Origin of the sequence: Mucilaginibacter mali (assembly GCF_013283875.1) — a bacterium.
Classification (GTDB): Bacteria; Bacteroidota; Bacteroidia; order Sphingobacteriales; family Sphingobacteriaceae; genus Mucilaginibacter; species Mucilaginibacter mali.
This window is the reverse complement of the sequence record NZ_CP054139.1, coordinates 3,869,404-3,893,188: the sequence shown is the minus strand read 5'-3', so window position 1 is coordinate 3,893,188 and position 23,785 is coordinate 3,869,404. Positions and strand designations below refer to the sequence as shown.

Annotated in this window: 19 protein-coding genes; 11 read left to right on the top strand and 8 right to left on the bottom strand. The window is 47.3% G+C overall.

Translation table 11 applies throughout. The annotated features are described in order from the left end of the window. The first annotated feature begins 88 nt into the window (after positions 1–88). The 5 genes from HQ865_RS16160 to HQ865_RS16140 all read left to right on the top strand — a co-directional run bounded on the left by HQ865_RS16160 (position 89) and on the right by HQ865_RS16140 (position 6,572). The gene (locus HQ865_RS16160; protein ID WP_202020395.1) at positions 89–1,657 is read left to right on the top strand and encodes a sulfatase family protein; all 1,569 of its coding nucleotides are present in this window, start codon (positions 89–91) and stop codon (positions 1,655–1,657) included. Positions 1,658–1,851: 194 nt separating this feature from the next. Beyond that, positions 1,852–2,892, top strand: coding sequence for a formylglycine-generating enzyme family protein (locus HQ865_RS16155; RefSeq protein ID WP_173415890.1), 1,041 nt, complete (start codon positions 1,852–1,854; stop codon positions 2,890–2,892). Positions 2,893–2,901: 9 nt separating this feature from the next. After that, positions 2,902–4,335 carry a hypothetical protein gene (locus HQ865_RS16150; protein WP_173415889.1) on the top strand — a complete coding sequence of 478 codons (1,434 nt, stop codon included), beginning with the start codon at positions 2,902–2,904 and terminating at the stop codon, positions 4,333–4,335. 13 nt (positions 4,336–4,348) lie between these two features. Further along, positions 4,349–5,263 carry a sugar phosphate isomerase/epimerase family protein gene (locus tag HQ865_RS16145; RefSeq protein WP_173415888.1) on the top strand — a complete coding sequence of 305 codons (915 nt, stop codon included), beginning with the start codon at positions 4,349–4,351 and terminating at the stop codon, positions 5,261–5,263. Between the two features lies 1 nt (position 5,264). Beyond that, positions 5,265–6,572: a Gfo/Idh/MocA family protein gene (locus HQ865_RS16140; protein ID WP_173415887.1), complete on the top strand. Its 1,308-nt coding sequence runs from the start codon at positions 5,265–5,267 to the stop codon at positions 6,570–6,572. 112 nt (positions 6,573–6,684) lie between these two features. Here the strand turns inward: HQ865_RS16140 and HQ865_RS16135 are convergent, their stop codons facing one another. Continuing rightward, positions 6,685–7,398 carry a 2-C-methyl-D-erythritol 4-phosphate cytidylyltransferase gene (locus HQ865_RS16135; protein WP_173415886.1) on the bottom strand — a complete coding sequence of 238 codons (714 nt, stop codon included), beginning with the start codon at positions 7,396–7,398 and terminating at the stop codon, positions 6,685–6,687. 81 nt (positions 7,399–7,479) lie between these two features. On the opposite strand from HQ865_RS16135, the gene HQ865_RS16130 reads away from it, so the two are divergent. Together HQ865_RS16130 and HQ865_RS16125 are read left to right on the top strand one after the other, a co-directional pair. Beyond that, positions 7,480–7,695 (top strand): hypothetical protein, encoded by a 216-nt coding sequence (locus HQ865_RS16130; protein ID WP_173415885.1) that lies wholly within the window; start codon positions 7,480–7,482, stop codon positions 7,693–7,695. Beyond that, positions 7,689–8,060 carry a type II toxin-antitoxin system VapC family toxin gene (locus tag HQ865_RS16125; RefSeq protein ID WP_173415884.1) on the top strand — a complete coding sequence of 124 codons (372 nt, stop codon included), beginning with the start codon at positions 7,689–7,691 and terminating at the stop codon, positions 8,058–8,060. The genes HQ865_RS16130 and HQ865_RS16125 overlap by 7 nt, the downstream gene beginning before the upstream one ends. A 68-nt stretch (positions 8,061–8,128) precedes the next feature. Here HQ865_RS16125 and queA read toward each other — a convergent pair whose 3' ends face one another. Then, on the bottom strand, positions 8,129–9,178 hold the full coding sequence (gene queA, locus HQ865_RS16120) for a tRNA preQ1(34) S-adenosylmethionine ribosyltransferase-isomerase QueA (RefSeq protein ID WP_173415883.1): 1,050 nt from the start codon (positions 9,176–9,178) through the stop codon (positions 8,129–8,131). A gap of 159 nt (positions 9,179–9,337) precedes the next feature. On the opposite strand from queA, the gene HQ865_RS16115 reads away from it, so the two are divergent. Then, positions 9,338–10,585 (top strand): ABC transporter permease, encoded by a 1,248-nt coding sequence (locus tag HQ865_RS16115; protein WP_173415882.1) that lies wholly within the window; start codon positions 9,338–9,340, stop codon positions 10,583–10,585. A gap of 116 nt (positions 10,586–10,701) precedes the next feature. Here HQ865_RS16115 and HQ865_RS16110 read toward each other — a convergent pair whose 3' ends face one another. Further along, positions 10,702–13,749: a PAS domain-containing hybrid sensor histidine kinase/response regulator gene (locus HQ865_RS16110; RefSeq protein ID WP_173415881.1), complete on the bottom strand. Its 3,048-nt coding sequence runs from the start codon at positions 13,747–13,749 to the stop codon at positions 10,702–10,704. Between the two features lie 145 nt (positions 13,750–13,894). Between HQ865_RS16110 and HQ865_RS16105 the strand changes: the two genes are divergently transcribed. Continuing rightward, the gene (locus HQ865_RS16105) at positions 13,895–15,181 is read left to right on the top strand and encodes a citrate synthase (RefSeq protein WP_173415880.1); all 1,287 of its coding nucleotides are present in this window, start codon (positions 13,895–13,897) and stop codon (positions 15,179–15,181) included. 442 nt (positions 15,182–15,623) lie between these two features. Next, on the top strand, positions 15,624–15,800 hold the full coding sequence (locus tag HQ865_RS16100) for a histone H1 (RefSeq protein ID WP_173415879.1): 177 nt from the start codon (positions 15,624–15,626) through the stop codon (positions 15,798–15,800). Between the two features lie 82 nt (positions 15,801–15,882). Here HQ865_RS16100 and dapA read toward each other — a convergent pair whose 3' ends face one another. The 3 genes from dapA to HQ865_RS16085 form a co-directional block, all read right to left on the bottom strand. After that, positions 15,883–16,779, bottom strand: coding sequence for a 4-hydroxy-tetrahydrodipicolinate synthase (dapA, locus tag HQ865_RS16095; protein WP_173415878.1), 897 nt, complete (start codon positions 16,777–16,779; stop codon positions 15,883–15,885). Positions 16,780–16,964: 185 nt separating this feature from the next. Continuing rightward, positions 16,965–19,421, bottom strand: a complete 2,457-nt coding sequence (locus HQ865_RS16090) for a DUF5686 and carboxypeptidase regulatory-like domain-containing protein (RefSeq protein ID WP_173415877.1) — start codon at positions 19,419–19,421, stop codon at positions 16,965–16,967. 90 nt (positions 19,422–19,511) lie between these two features. Next, the gene (locus HQ865_RS16085) at positions 19,512–20,150 is read right to left on the bottom strand and encodes an HAD family hydrolase (protein WP_173415876.1); all 639 of its coding nucleotides are present in this window, start codon (positions 20,148–20,150) and stop codon (positions 19,512–19,514) included. A gap of 944 nt (positions 20,151–21,094) precedes the next feature. On the opposite strand from HQ865_RS16085, the gene HQ865_RS16080 reads away from it, so the two are divergent. Next, entirely contained in the window at positions 21,095–22,381 is a 1,287-nt protein-coding gene (locus HQ865_RS16080; protein WP_173415875.1) for a metallophosphoesterase, read from the top strand. Between the two features lie 287 nt (positions 22,382–22,668). Here the strand turns inward: HQ865_RS16080 and HQ865_RS16075 are convergent, their stop codons facing one another. Beyond that, positions 22,669–23,328 carry an aquaporin gene (locus HQ865_RS16075; RefSeq protein ID WP_173415874.1) on the bottom strand — a complete coding sequence of 220 codons (660 nt, stop codon included), beginning with the start codon at positions 23,326–23,328 and terminating at the stop codon, positions 22,669–22,671. After that, positions 23,315–23,728: an arsenate reductase ArsC gene (locus HQ865_RS16070; RefSeq protein WP_173415873.1), complete on the bottom strand. Its 414-nt coding sequence runs from the start codon at positions 23,726–23,728 to the stop codon at positions 23,315–23,317. The genes HQ865_RS16075 and HQ865_RS16070 overlap by 14 nt, the downstream gene beginning before the upstream one ends. Positions 23,729–23,785: the final 57 nt, after the last annotated feature.

Sequence of the window (23,785 nt, the reverse complement as noted above, 5' to 3'; positions counted from 1 at the left end):
TGATATATGGTAAGGCTACAGGTCTGCTGTGTCTATATAAATATATGGTTAAGCCGGGTTACGGGTGCCAATTGTTAACAGCTATCGTATGTTTAAACAGATCAATTTTACGGGGAAACTACGTGTGGCGCTTTTGCTGATACTTTTGCCGGCCGGTATCCAACCGACTTTTGCGCAAATGCCGCCAAATAATGTAAAGAATTTTGAACGCATCCCAGGCACCAGGCCCCGCAATATCATCTATATCCTGTCCGATGATCACCGGTACGATTTTATGGGCTTCACCGGAAAGGTGCCCGGCCTGCAAACGCCTAACCTTGACCGATTGGCCAATGAGGGCGCGCATTTTCAAAACGCCTTTGTTACTACCTCGCTGTGTTCGCCCAGCAGGGCTTCCATCCTTACGGGGCAATACGCGCATACGCATACGGTAGTAGATAACGAATCGCCGGCGCCGGTATCGCTCATTTACTTCCCGCAATATTTGCAAAAGGTGGGTTACCAAACCAGCTTCTTCGGCAAGTGGCATATGGGCGGGGGCGATGGCCATCCGCGGCCAGGCTTTAATAAATGGGTAAGCTTTAACGGTCAGGGCGTTTACTATAACCCGGTATTAAACATCGACGGTAAAATTGTGAAGTATAAGGACAGCGCCTATATCACCGATATTTTAACCGACCTGAGCCTTGATTGGCTGAAGAAGCGCGATAAAAGCAAACCCTTCTTCATGTACCTGTCGCACAAAGCCGTGCATGCCGATTTTATGCCATCTAAGGAAGATAAAGGCAAATACAAAAATATCCAGGTGCAGTACCCGGTATCGATGTTTATGACGGAGACCCCCACCAGCAAGAAGTTTACCCGGGGTGTGCGTGCCGATGGCAGCAAGTATACCTTTAATAATAAGGATATCCCCGCATGGGTGCGCGCGCAGCGCTACAGCTGGCATGGGGTTGATTACATGTACCATGGCGCTACCGACTTCGACCAGTTTTATGTGGATTACCTGGAAACCTTGCTGGGCATTGATAAAAGCGTTGGCCGGGTGCTGCAATATTTAAAGGATAACGGCCTGGATAAGGAAACGCTGGTGATATACATGGGCGATAACGGCTTTGCCTTTGGTGAGCACGGGCTGATCGATAAGCGGCAGGCCTACGAAGAATCGATGCGGGTGCCGCTGCTGGCCCGCTGCCCGGCGCTGATAAAACCCGGCACCAAGATCAAACAAATGGTGTTGAACGTGGATATTGCCCCCACAATACTGGAAATGGCTGGTGTGAAAAAGCCGAAGCAAATGCAGGGCATGTCGTTCTATCCGCTGATGCAGGGTAAGGATGTGCCATGGCGCAGCGAGTTTTTTTACGAATACTATTGGGAAAGTAATTTCCCGCAAACGCCAACGCAATACGCGGTGCGGACGGACCGGTACAAGTTTATCCGCAGCTGGGGTGTTTGGGATATCGACCAGTTGTATGATATCCAAAAAGACCCCTACGAGGTGAACAATCTCATCCGCGATCCTCAATATCAGCAAACGGCTAAGGAACTAAATGATAAATTATTTGACTGGATGGCTAAAACTAATGGTCTGCAAATCCCTTTAAAACCTATCTTAGAGAAGAAAAAAGATCATTTATACAAGGGGACGTGGTAGTTTAGACTCACCCGGTCGTTGCTTCGCTCGACCACCCTCTCTTGCCTTTGGCAAAAGAGGGGACAGATTATCAGCATTGCTTCCGCCCTCTTTCCGCGTAGCGGAGAGAGGGTCGACCAGCGAAGCGTAGTCGGGGTGAGTCCGCGCGACGCGACCTTTGGAATGGTTAACCATTTAGCATCCAACAAAAAACTATGTTCATTAAAAAACATCACATCCTGTTAGCATCGGCATTAATCGCAATGGCATCAGCTTGTAACCAACCCGCGAAGAACGGCAACGCGGCTACCGCTACAACAACAGCGGCAACGCCTGCACCTGCGGATACCGTGCCATTAAAAATGATACACATCCCCGGAGGGACATTTCAAATGGGTTCAAACGATCCTGCCTTTCCCGACGCGGCACCTGTGCACGCCGTAACGGTTAAAAGCTTTTGGATGGATGAGCACGAGGTAACCAATGCCGAATTTGCCCGATTTGTGAACGCTACCGGCTACCTCACTATTGCCGAGCGCCCTATCGACCCAAAGGATTTTCCCGGCGTGCCGAAGGAGAACCTGGTGCCGGGATCGGGCGTGTTTACGCCAACGCCGCAACCCGTATCGCTGGATGACCCGATGCAGTGGTGGCGCTATGTGAACGGGGCTAACTGGAAACACCCTTTCGGGCCGCAAAGTAACATCAACGGTAAGCAGAATGAACCGGTGGTGCATATCAGTTATACCGATGCCGCCGCCTACGCCAAATGGGCCGGCAAGCGCCTGCCTACCGAAGCCGAATGGGAGTACGCGGCGCAGGGCGGCAAAGGATCGCACAAATACTATTGGGGCGATGAGTTGAAGCCTGGCGGCAAATGGCAGGCCAATATTTTTGAAGGCCATTTTCCTGATGCCAACACCAAAGAGGATGGCTATGAAGGTGTAGCCCCTGTAAAAAGCTTCCCGGCCAATGGCTATGGCCTGTACGATATGGACGGCAACGTATGGGAGTGGTGCCACGATTTTTACCGCCCCGATTATTATAAACACAGCCCGGCGGTTAACCCGCAGGGCCCAACGGATAGTTACGACCCCGAAGAACCCGGCGCGGTAAAACGTGTGCAGCGGGGCGGCTCGTTCCTCTGTAGCGATCAGTATTGCATCCGCTACCGTGCGGGTAGCCGCGCCAAGGGCGAGGTCAACAGCGCGTCCAACAACCTCGGCTTCCGCTGTGTGAAGGATGACACTAAATAAAATAGATACATGTTAAAACCCATTTTAAAACCCGCTGCCTGCCTTGTTATCGCGTTGAGCCTGTCGTTCATCACCAACCATGCCGATGCGCCCGATTGCACCATCAACATAAACGCAGCCGAAGAACAGGGCATAGTTAGCCCGAATATCATGGGTTTTAATATTGTATACTGCTACGAGGGCGATGCCGCCTGGCAGAGCGGCAAAGGCAAGGTGCCGGAAATGTTAAGCGCTATCGGTACCCGGCAACTGCGCTATCCCGGCGGTACGGTGGTTACTAAATTCCATTGGGAAAAGCCGACCGGGCAGGGTTGGAGCGACAGCTGGTCGCCCGATTATAATCCTGCTAAAAATACCGATCCGTCGACCTTTATGGATATCGATGAATACCTGGGCGTAGTGAAAACCCAGCATACCGAACCGCTGGTGGGTATTAATATGGGGTCGGGCATGAAGTATAACCGGGTGCAGGAGGGTGTTGATGAAGCCATCCGGTTGATGAAGCACTGCATCGCATCGGGCGTAAAGGTGAAATACTATTACCTGGATAATGAACCCTATCAACCCGATGCCAATTTTACTTTTACGGCTGAGCAGTACGCCGAATCGGTAAACACCTACGCCAATGCCATGCGCAAGATAGATCCGGCGATTAAGATCATCGTAAACACGCACCCCAACACCGCCATGTACACTAAACAATTGCTGGCTATAGCCGGTAAAAACATCGATTTGGTGGATGTGCACATGTACTGGAAATTTAAGAACGCCACTTACGAAAACTGGCAAAAGGAGGGAGCGATGAAGCACCGCGGCATTGCGCCTTATTCGGAGCAGCGCGGCATCTTTGAAAAGATATTTGCCGATGCCGGCTACCCCAATATTAAAATGGTAGTGCTGGAATGGAATATCGGCCCACAGGGCCCCGACCATACCCCGCCAACCGAAGAACAGGCCGCGCTGATGGCATCGGAACAGTTTACGCAATATATCCAAAGTGGCTTGTTTATGGCCTGTTTCTGGCCCCTCTCATGGCCGCAACAGGCCGATTGGAGCAGCCGTGCCCTGATGAAGCAAAAGGATAACTACAAGCCCAACAAAATGTACCAGATGTTTACGCAATACGCCAATGTGCTGGGCCAGCAAAAGGTAAGCAGCACGGGCAGCGTACAAAATGTGATCAACCTGGCCGTTAAAAGTACCGATGGTAAAACCGCCTGGGTGTATATCATCAATAAAGAGCAATCAAAAGAGATGATGAACGTATCGGTGGCGCTGGATGGTTTTAAGGCCAAAACTTACACGGCCACAGGCTTTAATGGCGATGATAACGGCGGCGACAGCCTGGCCCTGCACGATGTGAAAATAAATAGTGTAAATGCTACACATTTTAATGTGCAGATACCAAAAAATTCGTTCACAAAAATTACCTTTAAAATATAAACCAATTACTAATATGACAGATAAATATACCCGCAGGGAATGGGCCGGCCTGGCGCTTACCGGCTTGGGCGCGCTGATGCTCCCTTCGTTTTTATCATCGTGCAAAAGCATGGCGGTGGCTGTGCCGCCCGTGTTGAAAGGTACACTGGCTGCCAAACAAGCCGCCGAGATTGGCATTGTATTGGGCGCGCAAACCTATAGCTTCCGCGATCATACGCTGGATGATGCCATCAAAATTATGGGCCAGTTAGGCATCCGCAGCTGCGAGTTGTGGAACGGCCACATCCAGCCAAAAACAGATTTGAAGGGCTGGCGGGCAAAAGACCATACCGACGAAATGAAAGCCATTCGCGCCAAATTCGATGCGGCGGGTATTACCATTATGGCTTATACCGATGGCTTCCGCGATAATTTTAGCGAACAGGAGATAGAGCAGGTATTCCGTATAGCGCGCGATCTGGGTACCGATACCATTACCACATCGGCCACCGTAAGCGTAATGAAGCGGGTGGATGTTTACGCGAAAAAGTACAAGATAAGGGTAGGCATGCACGGCCACTCGAACGTGAACAACCCTAACGAGCTTTCATCGCCTGATAGCTTTGCCAGGGGCATGGCTGGCTGTTCAAATTATATTGGTATTAACCTGGATATCGGCCACTTTACCGCCGCCGGGTTCGACGCGATTGATTACATCAAACAACACCACGACCGTATTTACTGCATACACGTGAAGGACCGTAAAAAGAACCAGGGCGAGAACCAGCCATTAGGCCAGGGCGATACGCCGATAGGCCCGGTATTGCGATTGATCCGCGATATGCATTATCCCATCCCTGCCCATATTGAGTACGAATACAAGGGCGGCGACAGCCTGGTAGAGGTTGGCAAATGTTTAGATTACTGCAAGCAACAATTAAAGGCTTAACATGGAAAAGGAAAAAGACCAGGCGGGCAACAGCGCCATCAGCCGCCGTAAGTTTTTGGGCAGCGCGGCCGCTTTGTCAGCGTTTTTTATTGTACCCAGGCATGTGCTGGGCGGCGTGGGTTATTTGGCGCCAAGCGATAAGATCACTATGGGATGGATAGGTGCCGGGCGGCAGGGCTTGTACTTGCAAGGTGCGTTCTTGAAAACAAATGAGGCGCAACTGGTAGCCGTGGCCGATGTATATAAAACTAAGGTGGATAACTTTATCAACATCACCAATAAATTTTATGCCGATGCAGGGCAGCAAAGCACCTATAAAGGCTGCACGGGTTACAACAACTTTACCGAACTGCTGAACCGAAAAGATATTGATGCCGTGGTAATTGCCACGCCCGATCACTGGCATGCCGCTGTGGCAGTACGCGCTGCGGCTGCGGGAAAAGATATTTACTGTGAAAAACCTTTATCGCTTACCGTGAAAGAAGGCCGGGCCATGGCCGATGCCGTGCGTAAATACAAACGTGTGTTCCAAACCGGCAGCATGCAGCGCTCATCGGGCGAGTTCAGGCAGGCGGTGGAGTTGATCAGGAACGGTTATTTGGGGCAGATAAAAAACGTAAAAGTGAGCATTGGCGGTCCGCCGGTGCCGTATAATCTGCCCGAGGAAACTTTGCCCGAAGGTTTGGACTGGAACCTGTGGCTTGGTCCTAACGAATACGTGCATTATAATCGTCTGCTCGATCCCATGATAGGCGACTCGGCCTGGGGCAAATGGCGCGATTTTAAAGGCTTAGGTGGCGGCGATATGACCGACTGGGGCGCGCATATGTTTGACATTGTGCAATGGGCCTTGGATATGGACGGCACCGGCCCCGTATCGGTAAACCCGCCCGATGCCGATCACCAGTTCCTTACCTATACCTATGCCAATGGTATCGTAATGACGCACGAGAACTTCGGCAAGCCACACAGCATCCAATTTAACGGCACCGAAGGTACATTAGAGATACAGCGCCAAAAGCTGGTAACTACCCCGGCGTCCCTGGCCACCAAAACCATTGGCGGTAACGATAAGCGGGTATATTTTAGCGATAACCATTATAAAGATTTCCTTGATGCCATCCGTAAACGCAGCAAACCGATAGCCGACATTGAGACCGGCCACCGCAGCGCCACGGTATGTAATATAGGTAACATAGCTTACGAGTTAGGCGTACCGTTGAAATGGGACCCAGCTAAGGAACGCTTTGATAACGATAAGGCCAATGCCTTGCTGGGCAGAGCGATGAAGAAGGAGTGGGCGGTGTAACACTAACCCGTCATGCTGAGCGCAAGCGAAGCATCATATCCAATCGTCATCCTGAGCGATAGCGAAGGATCCCCGATAAGCAGAGCGTAATTGCACGGCCGGGGATTCTTCGCTATCGCTCAGAATGACGTTGTTTTTTCAGCAACAATTCCGCAATCGCGATATCCTCCGGGAAAGTGATCTTGATGTTCTGATAATCACCATCACAAATATGTATCATGTGGCCGTCTTTCTCTACCACGCTGGCATCATCGGTAAAGCCATCGTTAAAAGGCTGCAGGTAGGCCTTCTTCAATAAACCCGACTTGAAAGTTTGCGGGGTTTGTACCAGGTATATCTCATCGCGCAGCAAGCTTTGCGATACACCGTTGCGAAGGCTGCGGATGGAGTCGCGGCTTTTTACGGCTACTACGGCGTTGCCGTATTCGGCAGCCTGGGTATAGGCATTGTCTATAATTTCGGTACTGGTAATGGGCCTTACGGCATCCTGCACGGCAACAAGACTGTCATCTGCTACCAGCTCCAAACCATTTTTTACGGAATGAAAGCGGGTATCGCCGCCGCTGATTATTTGATGTGGAATGGTAAAGCTATGTTCGGCGCATAATTCCTGCCAGTAGATGTGGTAATTGGGGTGCATCACCACAATGATTTCCGGCTGGTAGGCCGATCTTGCAAAAGCCTCAATGGTATACATCAGCACCGGGCGGCCGTTTAACAGAAGGAATTGCTTAGGCACTACCGACTGCATCCGGGAACCGGAACCACCGGCGACGATGATGGCGTATGCGGAGATATGAGATGATGGATTTGAGATATGAGACATACATGGCTAAATTATAAATTCTGGTATTTAAATTGACCTGTATTAAATAATTTGAAGTTTATTATTTAGTATTTTTGTTATATGGAACGGTTAATGATCAATATCCCGGAAAATAAAAGTGCACTGGTAAAGCAATTGCTGAAAGAGCTTGGGGTATCTTTTAAACAAGAAAAGACTGAAAAATTATCTGATCTGAAGAAAAATTTACTTGAAGTATCTGTTTGGTCTGACGATGACTTAAAGCCGATTGAAGACGCAAAAAATCATTTTCAAAACTTAGGTTCAGAAAAATGGTAATCGATACCAGTATTTTTATTGAACACCTTCGGGCAAAAAACAAAAGCTCAACTACATTTTATCAACTCTCTGACAATAGCGACCTTTTTATATCGGCGGTTTCAGTTTATGAACTTTATTTAGGCGCCAATACTCCCGTAAAACGCAGCGAGATAGATACATTGTTAAAGAATCTAACCATACTTTCTTTCACCGAAGATATCGCTGTAAAAGCCGCGGAGATCTTTTTGCAACTAAAAGCAGAGAACAAGTTGATTGAGTTTAGGGATATCTTTATTGCCGCTACGTGCCTTGTTGAACGTTTACCAATAGCAACCCTCAACAAAAAACATTTTCAACGGATCAAAACCTTAAAAGTGGTTTAGTTATAAACAAAAAATGTGAGATCGGTTTCCCAATCCCACATCTCGAATCTAACGTCTCAAATCTAATATTAGATGATCAGCATGGCATCGCCATAGCTGTAGAAACGGTATTTCTCTTTAATAGCTATCTCGTAAGCATTCATTACATGTTCGTAACCGCCAAACGCGCAGATCATCATTAACAGGGTCGATTCTGGCGTGTGGAAGTTGGTGATCATCGAGTTGGCGATGCTGAAATCGTACGGAGGGAAGATGAACTTGCTGGTCCAGTCGTTTACCGGTTTAAGGGTACGGTTAGCCGATACCGCCGATTCGATAGCGCGCATAGAAGTAGTACCAACGGCACAGATGCGTTTTTTACGTTCGATAGCGCGGTTAACGATGTTAGCCTGCTTCTCTTCGATAATGATCTGCTCTGAGTCCATTTTGTGCTTGGTCAAATCCTCTACTTCAACCGGGCGGAAGGTACCTAAACCTACGTGCAGGGTAACCTCGGCAAACTCCACACCTTTCAGTTCAAGGCGTTTCATCAGTTCGCGGCTAAAGTGCAGGCCGGCGGTTGGGGCAGCCACGGCACCTTCGTTTTTAGCGAATATGGTTTGGTAGCGCTCTTTGTCTTCGGCTGTAGCTTTACGTTTGATATATTTTGGCAGCGGGGTTTCGCCCAGGATCTCGATGTTGCGGCGGAACTCCTCGTCGGTACCGTCAAACAAAAAGCGGATAGTACGGCCGCGCGATGTAGTGTTGTCTACCACTTCAGCGATCAGCAGGTCGTCATCACCAAAATATAATTTGTTACCAACGCGTATTTTACGGGCCGGGTCAACCAAAACGTCCCACAGGCGCAGTTCTTTGTTCAGCTCGCGCAGCAGGAAAACTTCGATGGTGGCGCCGGTTTTCTCTTTGTTACCGTACATACGGGCCGGGAAAACCTTGGTGTTATTCAGGATCATTACGTCTTTATCGTCGAAATAATCCAAAACATCCCTGAATATTTTATGCTCAATTTTACCTGAATCCTTGTGCAGAACCATTAAACGGGCTTCGTCACGCGCTGCAGCCGGGGTATGCGCTATCAGCGATTCGGGCAAGTTGAATTTAAATTGAGATAATTTCATTGTTTATTATTTAAATAAAATTTTAGCGGGCAAATGTATAAATTTTTTAGTAATATTAAACGGATAAACCCCGTGTTTGTGTGGCAATTAGGTCATATTAAATAAAATTTACAAAAGCTGTAACCAAAGGGGCTACTGTGTGTCTAATTTAAACACGGCATGATATTTTTAAAACTCTTTAGGGAAAGCTTCATATTCGCGTTCGACGCGCTGCGTCAGAATAAGTTGCGCACCATGTTATCCCTGTTGGGGGTAACCATCGGTATTTTTGTAATTATCTTCGTTTTTTCGGCGGTAGATACGCTGCGTAACAACCTGCAAACCAGCGTAAACAAGTTGGGTAGCAATAGTATCTATATTCAAAAATTTCCGTGGATGATGGATGGCGACTCGCCCTGGTGGAAATACCTGCAGCGCCCCAGCCCTAATCTACGCGATTACCAAAAGCTAAGCGACCGCTCACAGACCGCCCTTGGTGTAACCTACCAGATCTATATCGATAACCGCACCGTAAAATATAAAAGTAATTTTGTGGAGAATGCCCGCATCAGCGCTGCCAGCCACGATTATTATCTTACCCGCGTCTTCGATCTGCAGGCCGGGCGTTACTTTACAGAGACCGAATCGCGCGCGGGGTCCCCGGTGGTTTTAGTAGGTGCCGATGTAGCCACAGGGTTATTCCCTTACGAAGACCCGATAGGAAAGCGTATAAAGGTGATGGGGCGCTATGTAACCATTATCGGCGTGTTTGCCAAAGAGGGTGATAGCATGATCGGTATGACCAACGACCAGCAGATCCTGATGCCGGTTAACTACGCCCGCAACGTTATTGATATACAAAGCGACCGTTACAACGCCCAGGTAGTGGTAAAAGGCAAAAACGGCATCACCGAAGGCGAGGTGGAAAGCGAATTGAAGGGCCTGATGCGCTCTATCCGCATGCTGCGCCCCGGCGAAGAAGATAACTTCGCGCTTAATAAAGCTACTATCCTTTCAAATGGGTTGGATCAGTTATTCGGTTTTATCAACGTAGCCGGGTGGATCATCGGTGGTTTTTCCATATTGGTAGGTGGCTTCGGTATTGCCAATATCATGTTCGTATCGGTTAAGGAGCGTACCAATATCATTGGTATCCAAAAATCACTGGGCGCAAAGAACTACTTTATCATGCTGCAGTTTTTAATTGAAGCAATTATACTTTGCTTGCTGGGCGGCCTGATAGGTTTAGGTATGGTTTACCTGCTCACCATAGGGGTTAAGGCCGCGGCTGATGTGCAGATCGTCCTCGATGTCAGCAACATGATCCTTGGAATTAGTATATCAGTAAGCATCGGCATTATATCAGGCATTATACCAGCCTGGTTCGCCTCAAAACTCGACCCTGTAGAAGCTATCCGAACCAATTAGTCATTAGTCATTTCACTTCGCTGTCATTAGTGAAAATAAAGAGGCCCGGATGCGTAAGCACCGGGCCTCTTTTGCTTCTGCAAACATGCGCAGCATGTTTGACTGTTGACCAATGACTAATCCACAACCGGTATCTTATAATGCTTGGATACTTTTTCAAACAGTATCTCGGGCATAAAGGGTTTGGTCAGGTAATCGTCCATGCCGCATTCGTGGGCTTTGGTGTAAGTTTCGGGCATGGCATCGGCGGTTAGGGCGATGATAGGCAGATCGGGTTGCGTTTGTTTAATTGCTTTAGTGGCCTCAAAGCCATCCATTACCGGCATTTGCAGGTCCATAATAATGAGGTCGTAACTGTTTTGGGCGGCCATTTCGGTAGCTACCAGGCCATTATTAGCCTCGCTGATGGTGACGTTCCATTTATTAAGGAAGCGACTGGCTATCAGGATATTCATTTTATTATCGTCAACCACCAGTACCTTCATGCCGGTAAGGTCGCCCTCCTGCATTTTTTGTACCGGGTTTAGCTGCGGTTTACTCACCGGTTCGGCGGTATATTCAAATTCGATAGTGAAGTTAAACTGCGTGCCTTTACCCAGGGCGCTGCTTGCCTTTATCCGGCTGCCATGCAGTTCAACCAGGCGCTTGATAATGGCCAAGCCTAAGCCTGTGCCACCATAGTTTTCCCTAAGGTTGTTTTCCTGCACAAAAGGTTCAAATATTTTCTCCAGGTTTTGCGGATCTATCCCTATACCCGTATCGGCAACGGTGAAGTTGATCTTTATTTTATTGCCATTGCGGGTTTCCTCGCGCACCAATATGGTAATGCTACCCTTATGGGTAAATTTAACCGCGTTGCTGATGAGGTTATTTAATATCTGGCTGATACGGATCGGATCGCCAAGCAGGTTTTTGGGAATCAGCTGGTCTACCTCTACAATAAGGTCCAGTTTTTTCTCCATCACCCGCACCTGGAACGATTGCCTGATATTATTGATCAGGGTGTTAAGGTTAAGGGCCACCTTGTTCAATTCCAGTTTGCCGGCCTCTATCTTATTGTAATCAAGTATATCGTCGATAATGCCCAGCAGGTTCTCGCCCGAAAATTTAAGGCTGTTCAGGTAAGGCAGCTGATCGGCGCGCGGGTTTTCCTCCAGCAGCAGGTTAGTAGTGCCAATTACCGCATTCATCGGGGTGCGGATCTCATGGCTCATGGTGCTCAGAAATTCCGATTTAAAATGCGATGACTTTTCTGCCTGCTCTTTTGCATTAATAAGTAATTGCCGGTCTTTTTGCTGATCGGTTATATCTTCGCCAATGCTGGTGGTTTGTTTAATATGGCCGTTCTCGTCGTAAATGGTGGTGTTTTGCCAGCTGATGACCCGTTGCTCTCCGTTATGGCATATGATGGGGTTAACATAGTGCGATTTGATGTGATGGTTTACGTACCAATCCTTAAAAACCGACCTTAAATTATCCGGGATAAAATTAGCGTACCAGTTAAGGCCCACCACTTCGTCCTGCCGGTAACCCAGCAGGTTGGCCAAAAACTTGTTGCAGTAAACGATATTCCCGCTTTTATCAAGCGTTATGGCTGCCAGTTTAATACCCTCCAGCACCTGCTTGTAGTTATCTTCGGTTTGCTGGATATTAATTTCGGCATTTTTACGGTCGGATATATCCTGTAAAGTGCCTATTACACTACGTACACAGCCTTGTTCATCATATTTAACCTTGGTGATCACCAAGCTCAGGAATTTGATCTTACCGGCAGGCGTGATGATCCGGAATTCGTACGATGAACGGCGTAAATTGATAGGGTTTTTCAGGAAGCCTAATAATATGCCCTTATCGCTTGGGTGCACATACTTAAGCAGTAATTTAAAGTGGCTGTAGCCTGCTTTAACAGTGTTTGGGTCTACACCATATATATAATACACCTCGGGCGACCATGCAATGTCCCGCTGGCCCGGGTACCATTTCCAGTTACCAATTTTGGCTATTGTTTGTGCTTCGCGCAATTCAAGCTGTGTTTTTTTAATGGTACGCTCAATCACCCGGTTTTCGGTAATATCCTGTATCACCCCGGTAACGCGTATCACCTGCCCTTTATCGTTCTTAACAGCATCGCCACGGGTGATGCGGAAATAGCGCAGGTTGTTTTTGGCGGTTAATATCTTATGCTGATTATCGTGGTGGTTATTGCCCGATACATCCGCGAAGAACTGGTAAACCGCCCGGCGGTCATCGGCCTGCACACGGCTGATGTAATATTCAAAGTGATTTTGCCCTTTGGGCAGGCTGTCTATCTCCAGTAAGGCATACAAATTCTCCGACCACGTAGTTTGCTTATGTTCCAGGTCGTACACCCAGTCGCCCAGTCGGGCAACTTTTTGGGCTTCCAGCAATTGCTGCTGCTTGGCCTTTAACGCTATAGCGTGCTTTTTTAGTTCGGTAATATCTGTTACCAATGATGTGGTGTTGCCCGTAAGCCGTCCCTTCTCATCAAACACCGGACTGATGTGCGATTGGAACCACTTGCCCGAACCAAAGAACGATGAAAACTCGATAGTAGTAGCTACACCATTGGCGGCTACAAAGTCCAGCGCGTCGTTAATGGTTTTTGCCTTTTCGGCGCCCAGCACATCGGTAACTGTTTTACCGCGAAATATTTCCAGGTCGACGGCAAACTTAGCAGCCTTATTGTACCAAAGGTTAAGGCAAACCTTATGCTCGTCGTACTCAAAAATAATATCGGTTAACGAATTAAGTATGGCCGATAATTCCTTGTTGCTGTCTGCATTTACCACACCGTTTTGATGATAGACCGGTTCGGGCATCCGTACAGGCTCTTCGGCAGGTGCCTTCATAGGTATTGCCGTTATAACAGGTGCCGGCGCAGGTATTGACGGTGGGGGCGGGGCAATTAACTCAGGCTCCGGCGCTGGGGCTGCTGCCGTAAATTTTACAGCCGGTTGTGCCGGGGCAATGGGTTCGCTTTCGGGTTCATCATCGTCTTCTTCAGGTTCTTCGCGCAGGCGCTTTAGCTTTTTGTATAGCATAAAGCCGGCTAAGGCTACCAATAACAAAGCAAAGCCTGCCAGCATAAAGCCGGAGGTTCTGTTTTCATTGGCGAGCAAAAAGACCCCTGTCAGCGTATACATTTACAATCGGGAAAGAAGCTATTATGTAAAAATATCTGTCGGTTTATAATTTAGCAAAGATAATTTTACAAACAGTAAATTTTTTATGAGGGGATAATAATACGCAGATTTAATTACATTTGTTACGTATACAATTAAATTTTCTATGTCGGAAACAGCACAGCTAAAAATAGGGGATAAAACATATGATCTGCCCGTAATTGAGGGTTCGGAAAATGAAAAAGCTATCGATATTTCTAAATTAAGGGACCTGTCGGGTTATATCACGCTTGATGTTGGTTACAAAAATACCGGTGCTACCAAAAGCGCCATTACTTTTTTAGATGGCGAATTGGGGATACTGAAATACCGCGGTTACCCGATAGAGCAAATTGCCGAAAAATCGACCTTTATTGAAGTTGCCTACCTTTTGATATACGGCGAATTACCAACCGCCAGCCAACTGAACGAGTTTCAAACCCTTATCAGCCGCCATACCCTGGTGCACGAGGATATGAAGAAATTCTTCGATGGTTTCCCGTCGGGTTCGCATCCAATGGGGCAGTTGTCGTCGCTGATCGGTGCCCTGGCAGCTTTCAACCCGGCATCGCTGAAACCCGGCCTGAATGCCGACGAGATCAACCTGGAGATCATTAAGCTGATCGCCAAGATGAGCACCATCGTATCCTGGATCTACAAAAAATCGTTGGGCCATCCTTTCATCTACCCGCAAAATAAATACGATTACGTAACCAACTTCCTGCACATGACCTTTGGCCAGCGCACCGAGGAAGTTGAACTGAAACCGGTAGTGATAAACGCCATGAACAAGCTGCTGATCCTGCACGCCGATCACGAGCAAAACTGCTCGGCATCAACCGTGCGTATCGTAGGTTCAAGTGATGCTAACCTGTATGCTTCTATTTCGGCAGGTATATCTGCCCTGTGGGGCCCGCTGCATGGCGGCGCTAACCAGGCGGTGATAGAAATGCTGGAAAAAATTAAAGAAGACGGCGGCGATACCGATAAATGGATCAAAAAAGCGAAGGACAAGAACGATCCGTTCCGCCTGATGGGCTTTGGCCACCGTGTATACAAAAACTTCGACCCGCGCGCCAAGATCATTAAAAAAGCCTGCGACGATATATTGGAAGAAATGGGTATCGACGACGAGGTGCTGGATATAGCCAAGCGCCTCGAAGAAGTAGCCTTGAAAGACCCGTACTTTGTGGAACGTAAGTTATACCCTAACGTAGATTTTTACTCGGGTATCATCTACCGTGCTTTAGGTTTCCCAACCGAAATGTTTACCGTGCTGTTTGCACTGGGCCGCTTACCGGGATGGATAGCGCAGTGGAAGGAAATGAAGGAAAATAAAGAACCTATTGGCCGTCCGCGACAGGTTTATGTTGGCGCCACCACCCGCGATTATAAGGATATTAAGGACAGGTAGCCCCAAGCCCCTAAAGGGAGTAACTAATGTGCAGATAGGCGAATATGCAAATGTGCAAATGTGCAAATGAATGAAATAGATATAGCGCCCCCGGTTTACCGGGGGCGTTTTTTATGGAACAAACTGAAGGATTTATCCGTATAATTTCACAAGGATATTCTATTGGGCAAGCCATGCGTAACGGGATAAAAATATATGCCAAATTAAATATGTAAAATATAGCAATAAGTTTTGTTGTCCGTGTTGCTTATTAGTTTAAATAAGCTTTCATGTTTAAACATATTTACCAAAAGCATATTATTAACGATATTTTTTATTAAAAACCTTAAAATAATAGCTTTTTGAAGCGCTTTTAGCTTTGAAAATTTTTTTTTAATAAAAAAACAATTTAGATTAGCTTAAACAAACAATAAACCTCAACTATTTAAAGGAGTAACTTAAAATGAAAAAATTTAATGAAGTGAAGAGCCTGATCGCATCGCTGGAAGCTGATGCCGAAAAATTTTACAACAAAGGCAACAGCGCTGCCGGTACGCGTGTGCGTAAAGGTATGCAGGAACTGAAAAACCTGGCACAAGCCATACGTTTAGAAGTACAGGAAGCTAAAAACAAAGAATAGTTTTAAACTACGCTTTACATGATATAGAAAAGCCGGCCTCTGTTTTAGGGGCCGGCTTTTTTAGCTTTATAGGTATCGGCAATTATGCAAATATTTTTTCTGCCGATATTTTTTGCGTTTCGTTAATAATAGCTTCGGCGGTTTTGGCGCCCACCTGCACCAGTGGTAAGCGTACCACATCGCCGCAAACGCCTAATTGCTTCAGCGCGGTTTTAACGCCGGCCGGGCTACCATCAATAAACATCAGATGGGTAAACTCAACCAGGCTGCTGTGCAGTTTGGTAGCAGCCTTAAAATCGCCCTGCAGGCACAAGCGCACCATATCCGACGATTGCCTTGGCAGCGCGTTGCCCACAACCGAGATATGACCTACGGCACCCAGGGCCATCATGGGCAGGGTAATCGCGTCATCGCCCGATATCAGCATAAAACCCTCCGGTTTATCGCGCATGATCTGGTTAAAAATATCAAAGCTGCCCGAAGCCTCTTTTATACCAATGATGTTTTTAAAATCATTCGCCAGGCGCAGGGTGGTGGTAGCGCTCATGGTGCTGCCGGTGCGGCTGGGTACGTTATATAAAATAATAGGCAATGGTGTATTTTCTGCAAGGGCGCGGTAGTGCTGGTAAATACCTTCCTGCGTTGGTTTATTATAATGCGGGCTGGCCGACAGGATGGCATCGTAACCGGTAGTATCGAACGCGCGCAATTGCTCAACCACTTCGTAAGTGTTATTACCGGCAATACCGGCTATTAACCTGACACGCTTATTTACGGTTTTGGCAGTAAACTCAAATACCTTCTTCTTCTCGTCCTTACTTAAAGTAGCGCTTTCGCCTGTTGTACCTAATGATACTAAGTACTCCACGCCGCCGTCAATCAAATGGTTGATGAGGTTTGTTAAACCCTCGTAATCAACCTGTCCGTCTGCCTGAAAAGGGGTTACCATAGCCACCCCGGTCCCGTAAAATGTGTTCATTACAAATGTTAAAAGAGTGCTAAGATAGGAATAAGTGATGGCAATTTAACCACGATTCTGCTGATTATTTAACCACGGAGGGCACAGAGAAAGAACCACAGAGGACACAGAGATAAAATTATAATTATCCTAACTCTGTGTCCTCTGTGAAAATCTCTGTGCTCTCTGTGGTTAAACTCTTGAGTTTAAAGCTTCACCCCAATCCGCAACGCATTGCTCAAATTATCGCCTGTGTTGAACGATTTGGCAAACATCACCCTGAAGCCCAGGTACTGCACACCGAAGCCCAGTTCGGTATAGTTATGCAGGGCAGGGGTGGTGAGGTAGTTTACATCTACGATCTCCTGTAGCTTTAGCTTACGGATAAGCGGTAGCTTGTTGAGGAAAAAGCCCGAGAAGTTTTGCTCGAAGTGGCCCTCCAGGTACTGGTCGGGTGTGCTGTAGGTGTAGTAGTCCAGCAGCATGAATTTGTTGATATCGGCGGTATAAAACCTGATCTCGTTACCCGAGAAGTGGCGGTAATCTACATAAGTCAGGCTTTTGGCTGATAAGAATTTGCCTGCGCCAATGTAAAACGATGTTTTGCCCAGCATGCCCAGGTTCATATTGCTTTTGGTGATATCGGCATTAACAAGGCTGTAATCCACATCCGAACCAAATACATTGCTAAACGCGTGCGTAAAGTTCAGATCTACACGCGGGTATTTGGATGGCTCGTAACGGCGGCCGTTGGGATAGGTGGAGTATTTGTTGCTAAAATCGTAACTGGTGCGCAGCGTAACCTTAAACGATTGGTTTTCGGCAAAAAGCGGCACATCGGCATTAGGCTGTAGCGGGTTGTTTGATGTGTACTGCCTGTTGCCCGGGTTAAATATGCTATAGTTTGATGCATTAGGCAACCATTTGCGGTTGGCATATTCGGCATTGATGCCGGCCGTCCAGGTGCCGATAACACGGGTGTTTATCCCTAAATTTGCAAATTGCTTATCGTAGAGTTTCTCGAAATTTTGGCGAAACAGTAAGCTGTGCGTGGTATTCCACCAGGGCGATATGGGTTGGCGGTCGTTCATATCTACCACATCGCTGCCTGCCGCCCAGTTAAATGATAACTCGCGGTTGGATATATTGCCATAAATGCTGCCATGCCATTTTTGATTGGCGAAGCCATAACGGATCTTACCAGCCAAGTTTAAATTGCGGTTGGTATTACTGTCTATTTGCTTCCTGAAGCCGGCGCCATAATCAATTGCGAAACCTTCCACCGTATTAAATAATAATGATTGGCTCAATGAATTGAAATGGTACGATTCCCTGTCATAACGGTTGTAATGAGAATAGCCACTGCCGATGATCAGCTTGCCAATATTGAACTTGTTGCGTTTCGCGTCGATGGAATCGAGGTAGGGCTTCGATTCGCGCCTGGCGGCCAGTTTATCCTTTTTCTTGTAATCGGTGATCTCTTCGTCGGTTAGTGGGATAGGGCGCGAGTTTTGCCAATAGGTCGAATCCTTTTTGTTGACGCCTTTGGTAATGCGCATCACCTCGTTAAACGAGTTTTTGGCGAAGCCGGGTTCGATATCGTAATTTTTAAAGATGCCGATAAAATAGCCGCCAAACTTGAAGCCCAGGAAGCCGCCCGTAAATTCAAACTTAACCGACGATGGCATCCACGCGTTTTTATCAACCGGTAAAAACTGCTGGTTGATCTTCAGCGTATCCAGCAGGAAGATGTTGGATCGCTTAGACATGGACAGGTCCACACTGTGCAGGCGCCAGCTATCATCAATAATGTAGATGTAACCGTCGAAAACCGGGTCGTGCGCGCGCTTGGGGATCACCTTTATCTTGTTGATGGTCTCGCCGTTTTCGGTAGTGAAGCCCATGTATTTATAGTTGTAGTAAAACAGGGCGTTATCGGCAATGGGCGATACGAAGGGGCGGTTGCTCAGGCCGTCCCAATCCAGCAGGTTCTCGTAAAAGTTTACTTTAAAATCGCTGGCGCGGTTAAAGCTGAACGCGCGGTTATTGCCCGATACCTTTGATGAGATCATTTCCTCGTGCTCTTCGTTAGGGCGCTTAAAACTGTATTTCGATTCGGACTCCGACAGGTAAATAATACCGCGGCGGTTAGAATCCAGGCCAGCCTCGCGGGCCACCTCATTAATATCGCGGCCAAGGAAGCGCTTAGGAGCGTCCAGCAATTTTTGCAAACCCTTGATATATACATCGCAGCTAAAGGCCTTTACCTCGTTCAGGTAGCCCTTACGTTTTTTAATAGCCTTACGGATGATGGCATAGGCCGGATCCTCGGCGCCTGCGCGGATGGTTACGTTCTTCAGTTCGTAGGTTTCGGTCTTCAGTTGGATGTTAACCGTTTCGGCGCCTTTAATAGTGATGGTTTTGCTGCCCTGCTTAAAACCGATGGCTTTGTATAATAGCTCATATTCGCCGGTGGGAAGGGGTAGGGTGTAGCGGCCCTCGCTATTGGCTGATGTACCGCGGGTGGTGCCTTTTATGTGCACGCTCACAAATGGAACGGGCCGACCGGCTTCGTCGGTAATTAAACCACTAACGCCACTTTGCTGGGCAAAAAGACTTATTGAAAAAAATAAGGCAACAGTTAATAGCAGGAATTTCTTCATTGTGTTGGATAAGGGCAAACCGCTTACAAGATGCGATTTTTCCCCATACAAACGCAAAAAACAAGTGTTAATTGTTGTTAAAACACATTTTTACAACAATTGCTGCAAATCGCCAAACCGACTGATACGGGCAATATAACCATCATCAACCTTCCCGAAGCCGTAATCGGCAAAGATGAATGGCACGCCTGCCTTTTGCGCCGAATCACGGTCGCCGGTGGTGTCGCCAATGTAAACGGGTGTCTGTAGGTTAAAGTCGGTAACTACATCCATAATGTTTTGATATTTAGGCTGCCCTTTAGTGCCGTAGCATTGGTGTCCATCAAAATAGCTCAGCATATCCTCCATACCTAAAAACACTTCGATATAGCCGCGCTGGCAATTGCTGACAATGAAGAGGCGATACTTGCTTTTCAGGTAGGCAAGTGTTTCGGCCAGTTGGGGGTAAAACTCGCCACCTTTGCTATGTAGTATCTCCAATTCGTGCTTAGCGCACAGGGTTTTAAATTCTTCGCGGCGTTCCTCGTCAAGATAAGGGTACAGGGTATCAAATATCACATTATAAGCCATACCGGTAATAGAACGTACGGTTTGTTGGGTGATGTCATCCTTCACGTAATCTACCTTGCTTTTGGCCGTTTGCCAGGCCAGGGCCACGTTAGCTGTCGAATCCCACAGGGTACCATCCAGATCAAAAATAATACTATCGAAGTTTTGCGTAATTGCCATGGCGGCAAAAGTAGGAAAAATTAGCCCCCCCAGCCCCCTAAAGGGGGAGCGAATGTGCAAATATGAAAATGTGCAGATATGCAAATGCAAATTGCACAACCGCTCAACATAAACCCGGGCGAAGCGGAAACCCCACAGCCAGGGCTGACATGCGTGCGGGAGCGAGGAGTTGGAGAGAAGCACGGGAACAAACACTTGATAGCAGCAGTAGCAGTGCTTTTCAATTATCTAAACTGTTTCGTCATCCGCATTACTAATTTGAATTAAGAAATAATGGCGTTGCCTCCGGCCCGCGCTTTCCGCTCATACTGCACGTGGCCTTAGCCACAGGGCCGGTATCCGCTGCAATCGCTAACGCGGCAATGGGGAAACACTCGCCCCATTTTGAGTAAAAACTTACCGCGAAAATTTCCCAATAGTTAATAATATCGTCAGTATATAAGCTAAAAAGCATCTTTTTAGCCACTGGCATTAGGTTTGCCTTAGGTTTAATACCTTTTTAATTAACTGAAATAAGTAACGATTTAAATATCCCTTTCCCCAAAGGTTATTTAAACTATTGATGAAGTGCTGAGCGATTTGAAATTAAACATAGCGGGCCGGTGCTTGCGAACCCGGCCTGCTGTGTTGTAATTTACTAATTCCCTTGTTGCTGATGGTTTAACCACAAAGAACATAAAGGTTTGCACAAAGGGAACCTCTCCGATAATTTTTTAATAAGCCAGCTATTACACCTTTACTTTGTGGCCTTTTAACCTCAAATGAGTTATTAAAAGTCTCTGTGTCCTCTGTGAAAAACCTTTGTGCCCTTTGTGGTTAAATAAACTGGTGGTTAATCACCCCAACGAAAACCCAATTCACTATTTTTCTGTCATTTTTACCCCGACAATTTCCACAATTCAATCGTTTCCTTATTTTGTGTGCCATTCATACAAAATTGATATATGCATAACGGTGGATTTATAAAAGTTTTCCTCATCATAGCTGCCATCACTTTACTGATGGATTGGTACGTGTACCATGGCCTGCGCACTTTAACCTTAGACTGGTCGTCCAAGCGTTGGCAGGGCATTGTGCTTTATGGTTACCTTATTATATCGGTAGGTGTTACGGTGTTGTTTATCAGTGGGTTCGGCAGCTTCAGTACCGCGCAGGGCATGCGGCCCTTTCACGAGTATATGCTGAGCCTGTTCATTAGCTTTTTTGTAACCAAACTGATATTTATACTGGTGCTGTTCCTTGGCGATATCGCGCGCTTTTTTGTGGGGATATTTAACCATATCGGCACCAATAAAAACACCGGCGAGCGTTACTTCCCCTCGCGCCGTAAGTTTATCAGTGAGCTGGCGGTGATCATCGCCGCTATACCGTTCAGCGGTTTTATGTATGCCATACTGCGCGGGAAATATCATTATAAAGTACATCGTGAAACCCTGTACTTTGCCGATCTGCCGCAGGCGTTTGATGGCTTTACCATTACCCAGCTATCGGATATCCACTCGGGCAGCTTTGATAGCGCCGAGGCGGTACAACGTGGCATTAACCTGGCGCAGTCGCAAAAAAGCGATCTGTTTGTTTTTACCGGCGACCTGGTGAATAACGCAGCCTTTGAGATAGAACCCTATATCGAGCGCTTCCGCCAGTTGAAATCGCCGTTTGGGCAATTCTCTATTTTAGGCAATCACGATTATGGCGATTATATCCATTGGGATAGCGAAGCCGAAAAGGCCGCTAACCTGCAGCAGTTGAAAGCTAACCATTGGGCTATGGATTATAAACTGATGCTGGACGAGAACGTAACACTGGAAAAAGGCGGCGAAAAAATATCGCTGATCGGCGTGCAAAACTGGGGCCACGGCTTTAAAAAAGTAGGCGACCTGGAAAAGGCATTGCAAGGTGTTGACCCCAAGGCATTCAAGATCCTGCTCTCGCACGACCCAACCCATTGGGAGGAGATCGTTAAAACCCACCCGGCAAACATCCATCTTACACTGTCGGGACATACCCATGGGGCGCAGTTTGGTATCGAAGCGGCGGGCCTGCGCTGGAGCCCGGTGCAGTACCGTTACAAGCATTGGGGTGGTTTAGCCAAATTTCATAACCGTTACCTGTATATCAACCGCGGCTTTGGCTTCCTGGCATTTTCGGGCAGGCTGGGTATCTGGCCAGAGATTACGGTGATCACATTGAAGAGGGGTTCGTCTTTGAAATCATCGCCGGAGACAGTTTAATTTTGGAGGACTAAATATATATCTTAGGATATGCGGTACGTATATACAGGTGTTTTTATGGCTTTATTGAGTGCTTGCAGCATGGCAAGTGTTAGTATATTTAGTCATCTATATGCTATTATCATTCCGCCTTTATTGCTTTTGTCGGTTAGTATACTGGTGTCAATAAAAACCTCCAGTATTGATAGAAACATTACCTGGGGCATGCTTTGCGGTTCGATACTGGCAACCTTAATAGCCATTGGCTTAATTGCTGTAATGGGCAACATCCAATGTTAATTATACAGCTAACTCAAATTAGCTGATCGGTACGGGCGAAATAGATAACTGGCTGCCCCCATGCCAAGTGTTGGCGCGATCAGGTATATCCATAAAACTGATACATGCCCCGATACCAGTGCCGGGCCAATGCTGCGTGCGGGATTCATGGAGGCCCCGCTGACAGGTCCGCCAAATAAGGCCTCCAGCATTACGGTGGCGCCGATGGCTAAGCCGGCGAGTGTGCCGGTTTCCTTCGCGCCTTGCGATGTTTTCAGGATAACCAGCATCAGGATAAAACTTAAGATCACTTCCAGAACAAAAGATTGCAAGGCGCTGCCCGCGGGAATGGTGCTACCCAGGTACTCATTAGCCGGAAATAATACTTTTAATGCCGCGCTTGCCAAGATCGCCCCGGCTACCTGTGCTAAAATATAAGACAAAGCATGTTTGGGTGGAAATAGCCCTGCTGCCATAAAACCAATAGTAACCGCCGGATTAATATGCGCGCCCGATTCGCTGCCGAAGCTGTAGATCATAGCGATAACAATTAACCCAAACACTGCCGATACACCTGCATGGCCAATAATGCCATGCGTTTGCTGATTAACCACCACCGCGCCTGCCCCGCAAAATACCAGGCAAAATGTGCCGGTAAATTCGGCTATTAATGGTTTATAGTTCCGCATTAACCAGTTCCTGGCAATAATCCTTTATCATACCACGCACCCGTTTAAATTCGGTCATCACTTCCTCTGGTGTTCCGGTAGCTTTGGCCGGATCGGGGAAGTTGTAGTGCAGTTTTTTAGCCTGGGTAGGGAAGTAAGGGCAGTTCTCCTGCGCGTTATCGCAAACGGTTAGCACCAGGTCAAAATCAATACCTAAATATTCATTTACATTGTTTGACGTATGGTTGGAGATATCTATGCCGTCATCGGCCATTACGGCGATGGCCTTGGGGTTAACGCCATGGGTTTCTATCCCGGCGCTATAAATGTTGGCGCGGTCGCCCGCAAAATAGCGTAAATAGCCCTCGGCTATCTGGCTGCGGCAACTGTTGCCGGTGCATAGTACTAATATATTTTTCATTGCGTGTATTTCGTGTTAATGTTCATTTTACTCACCCCGACGAGCGAAGCAACGTCG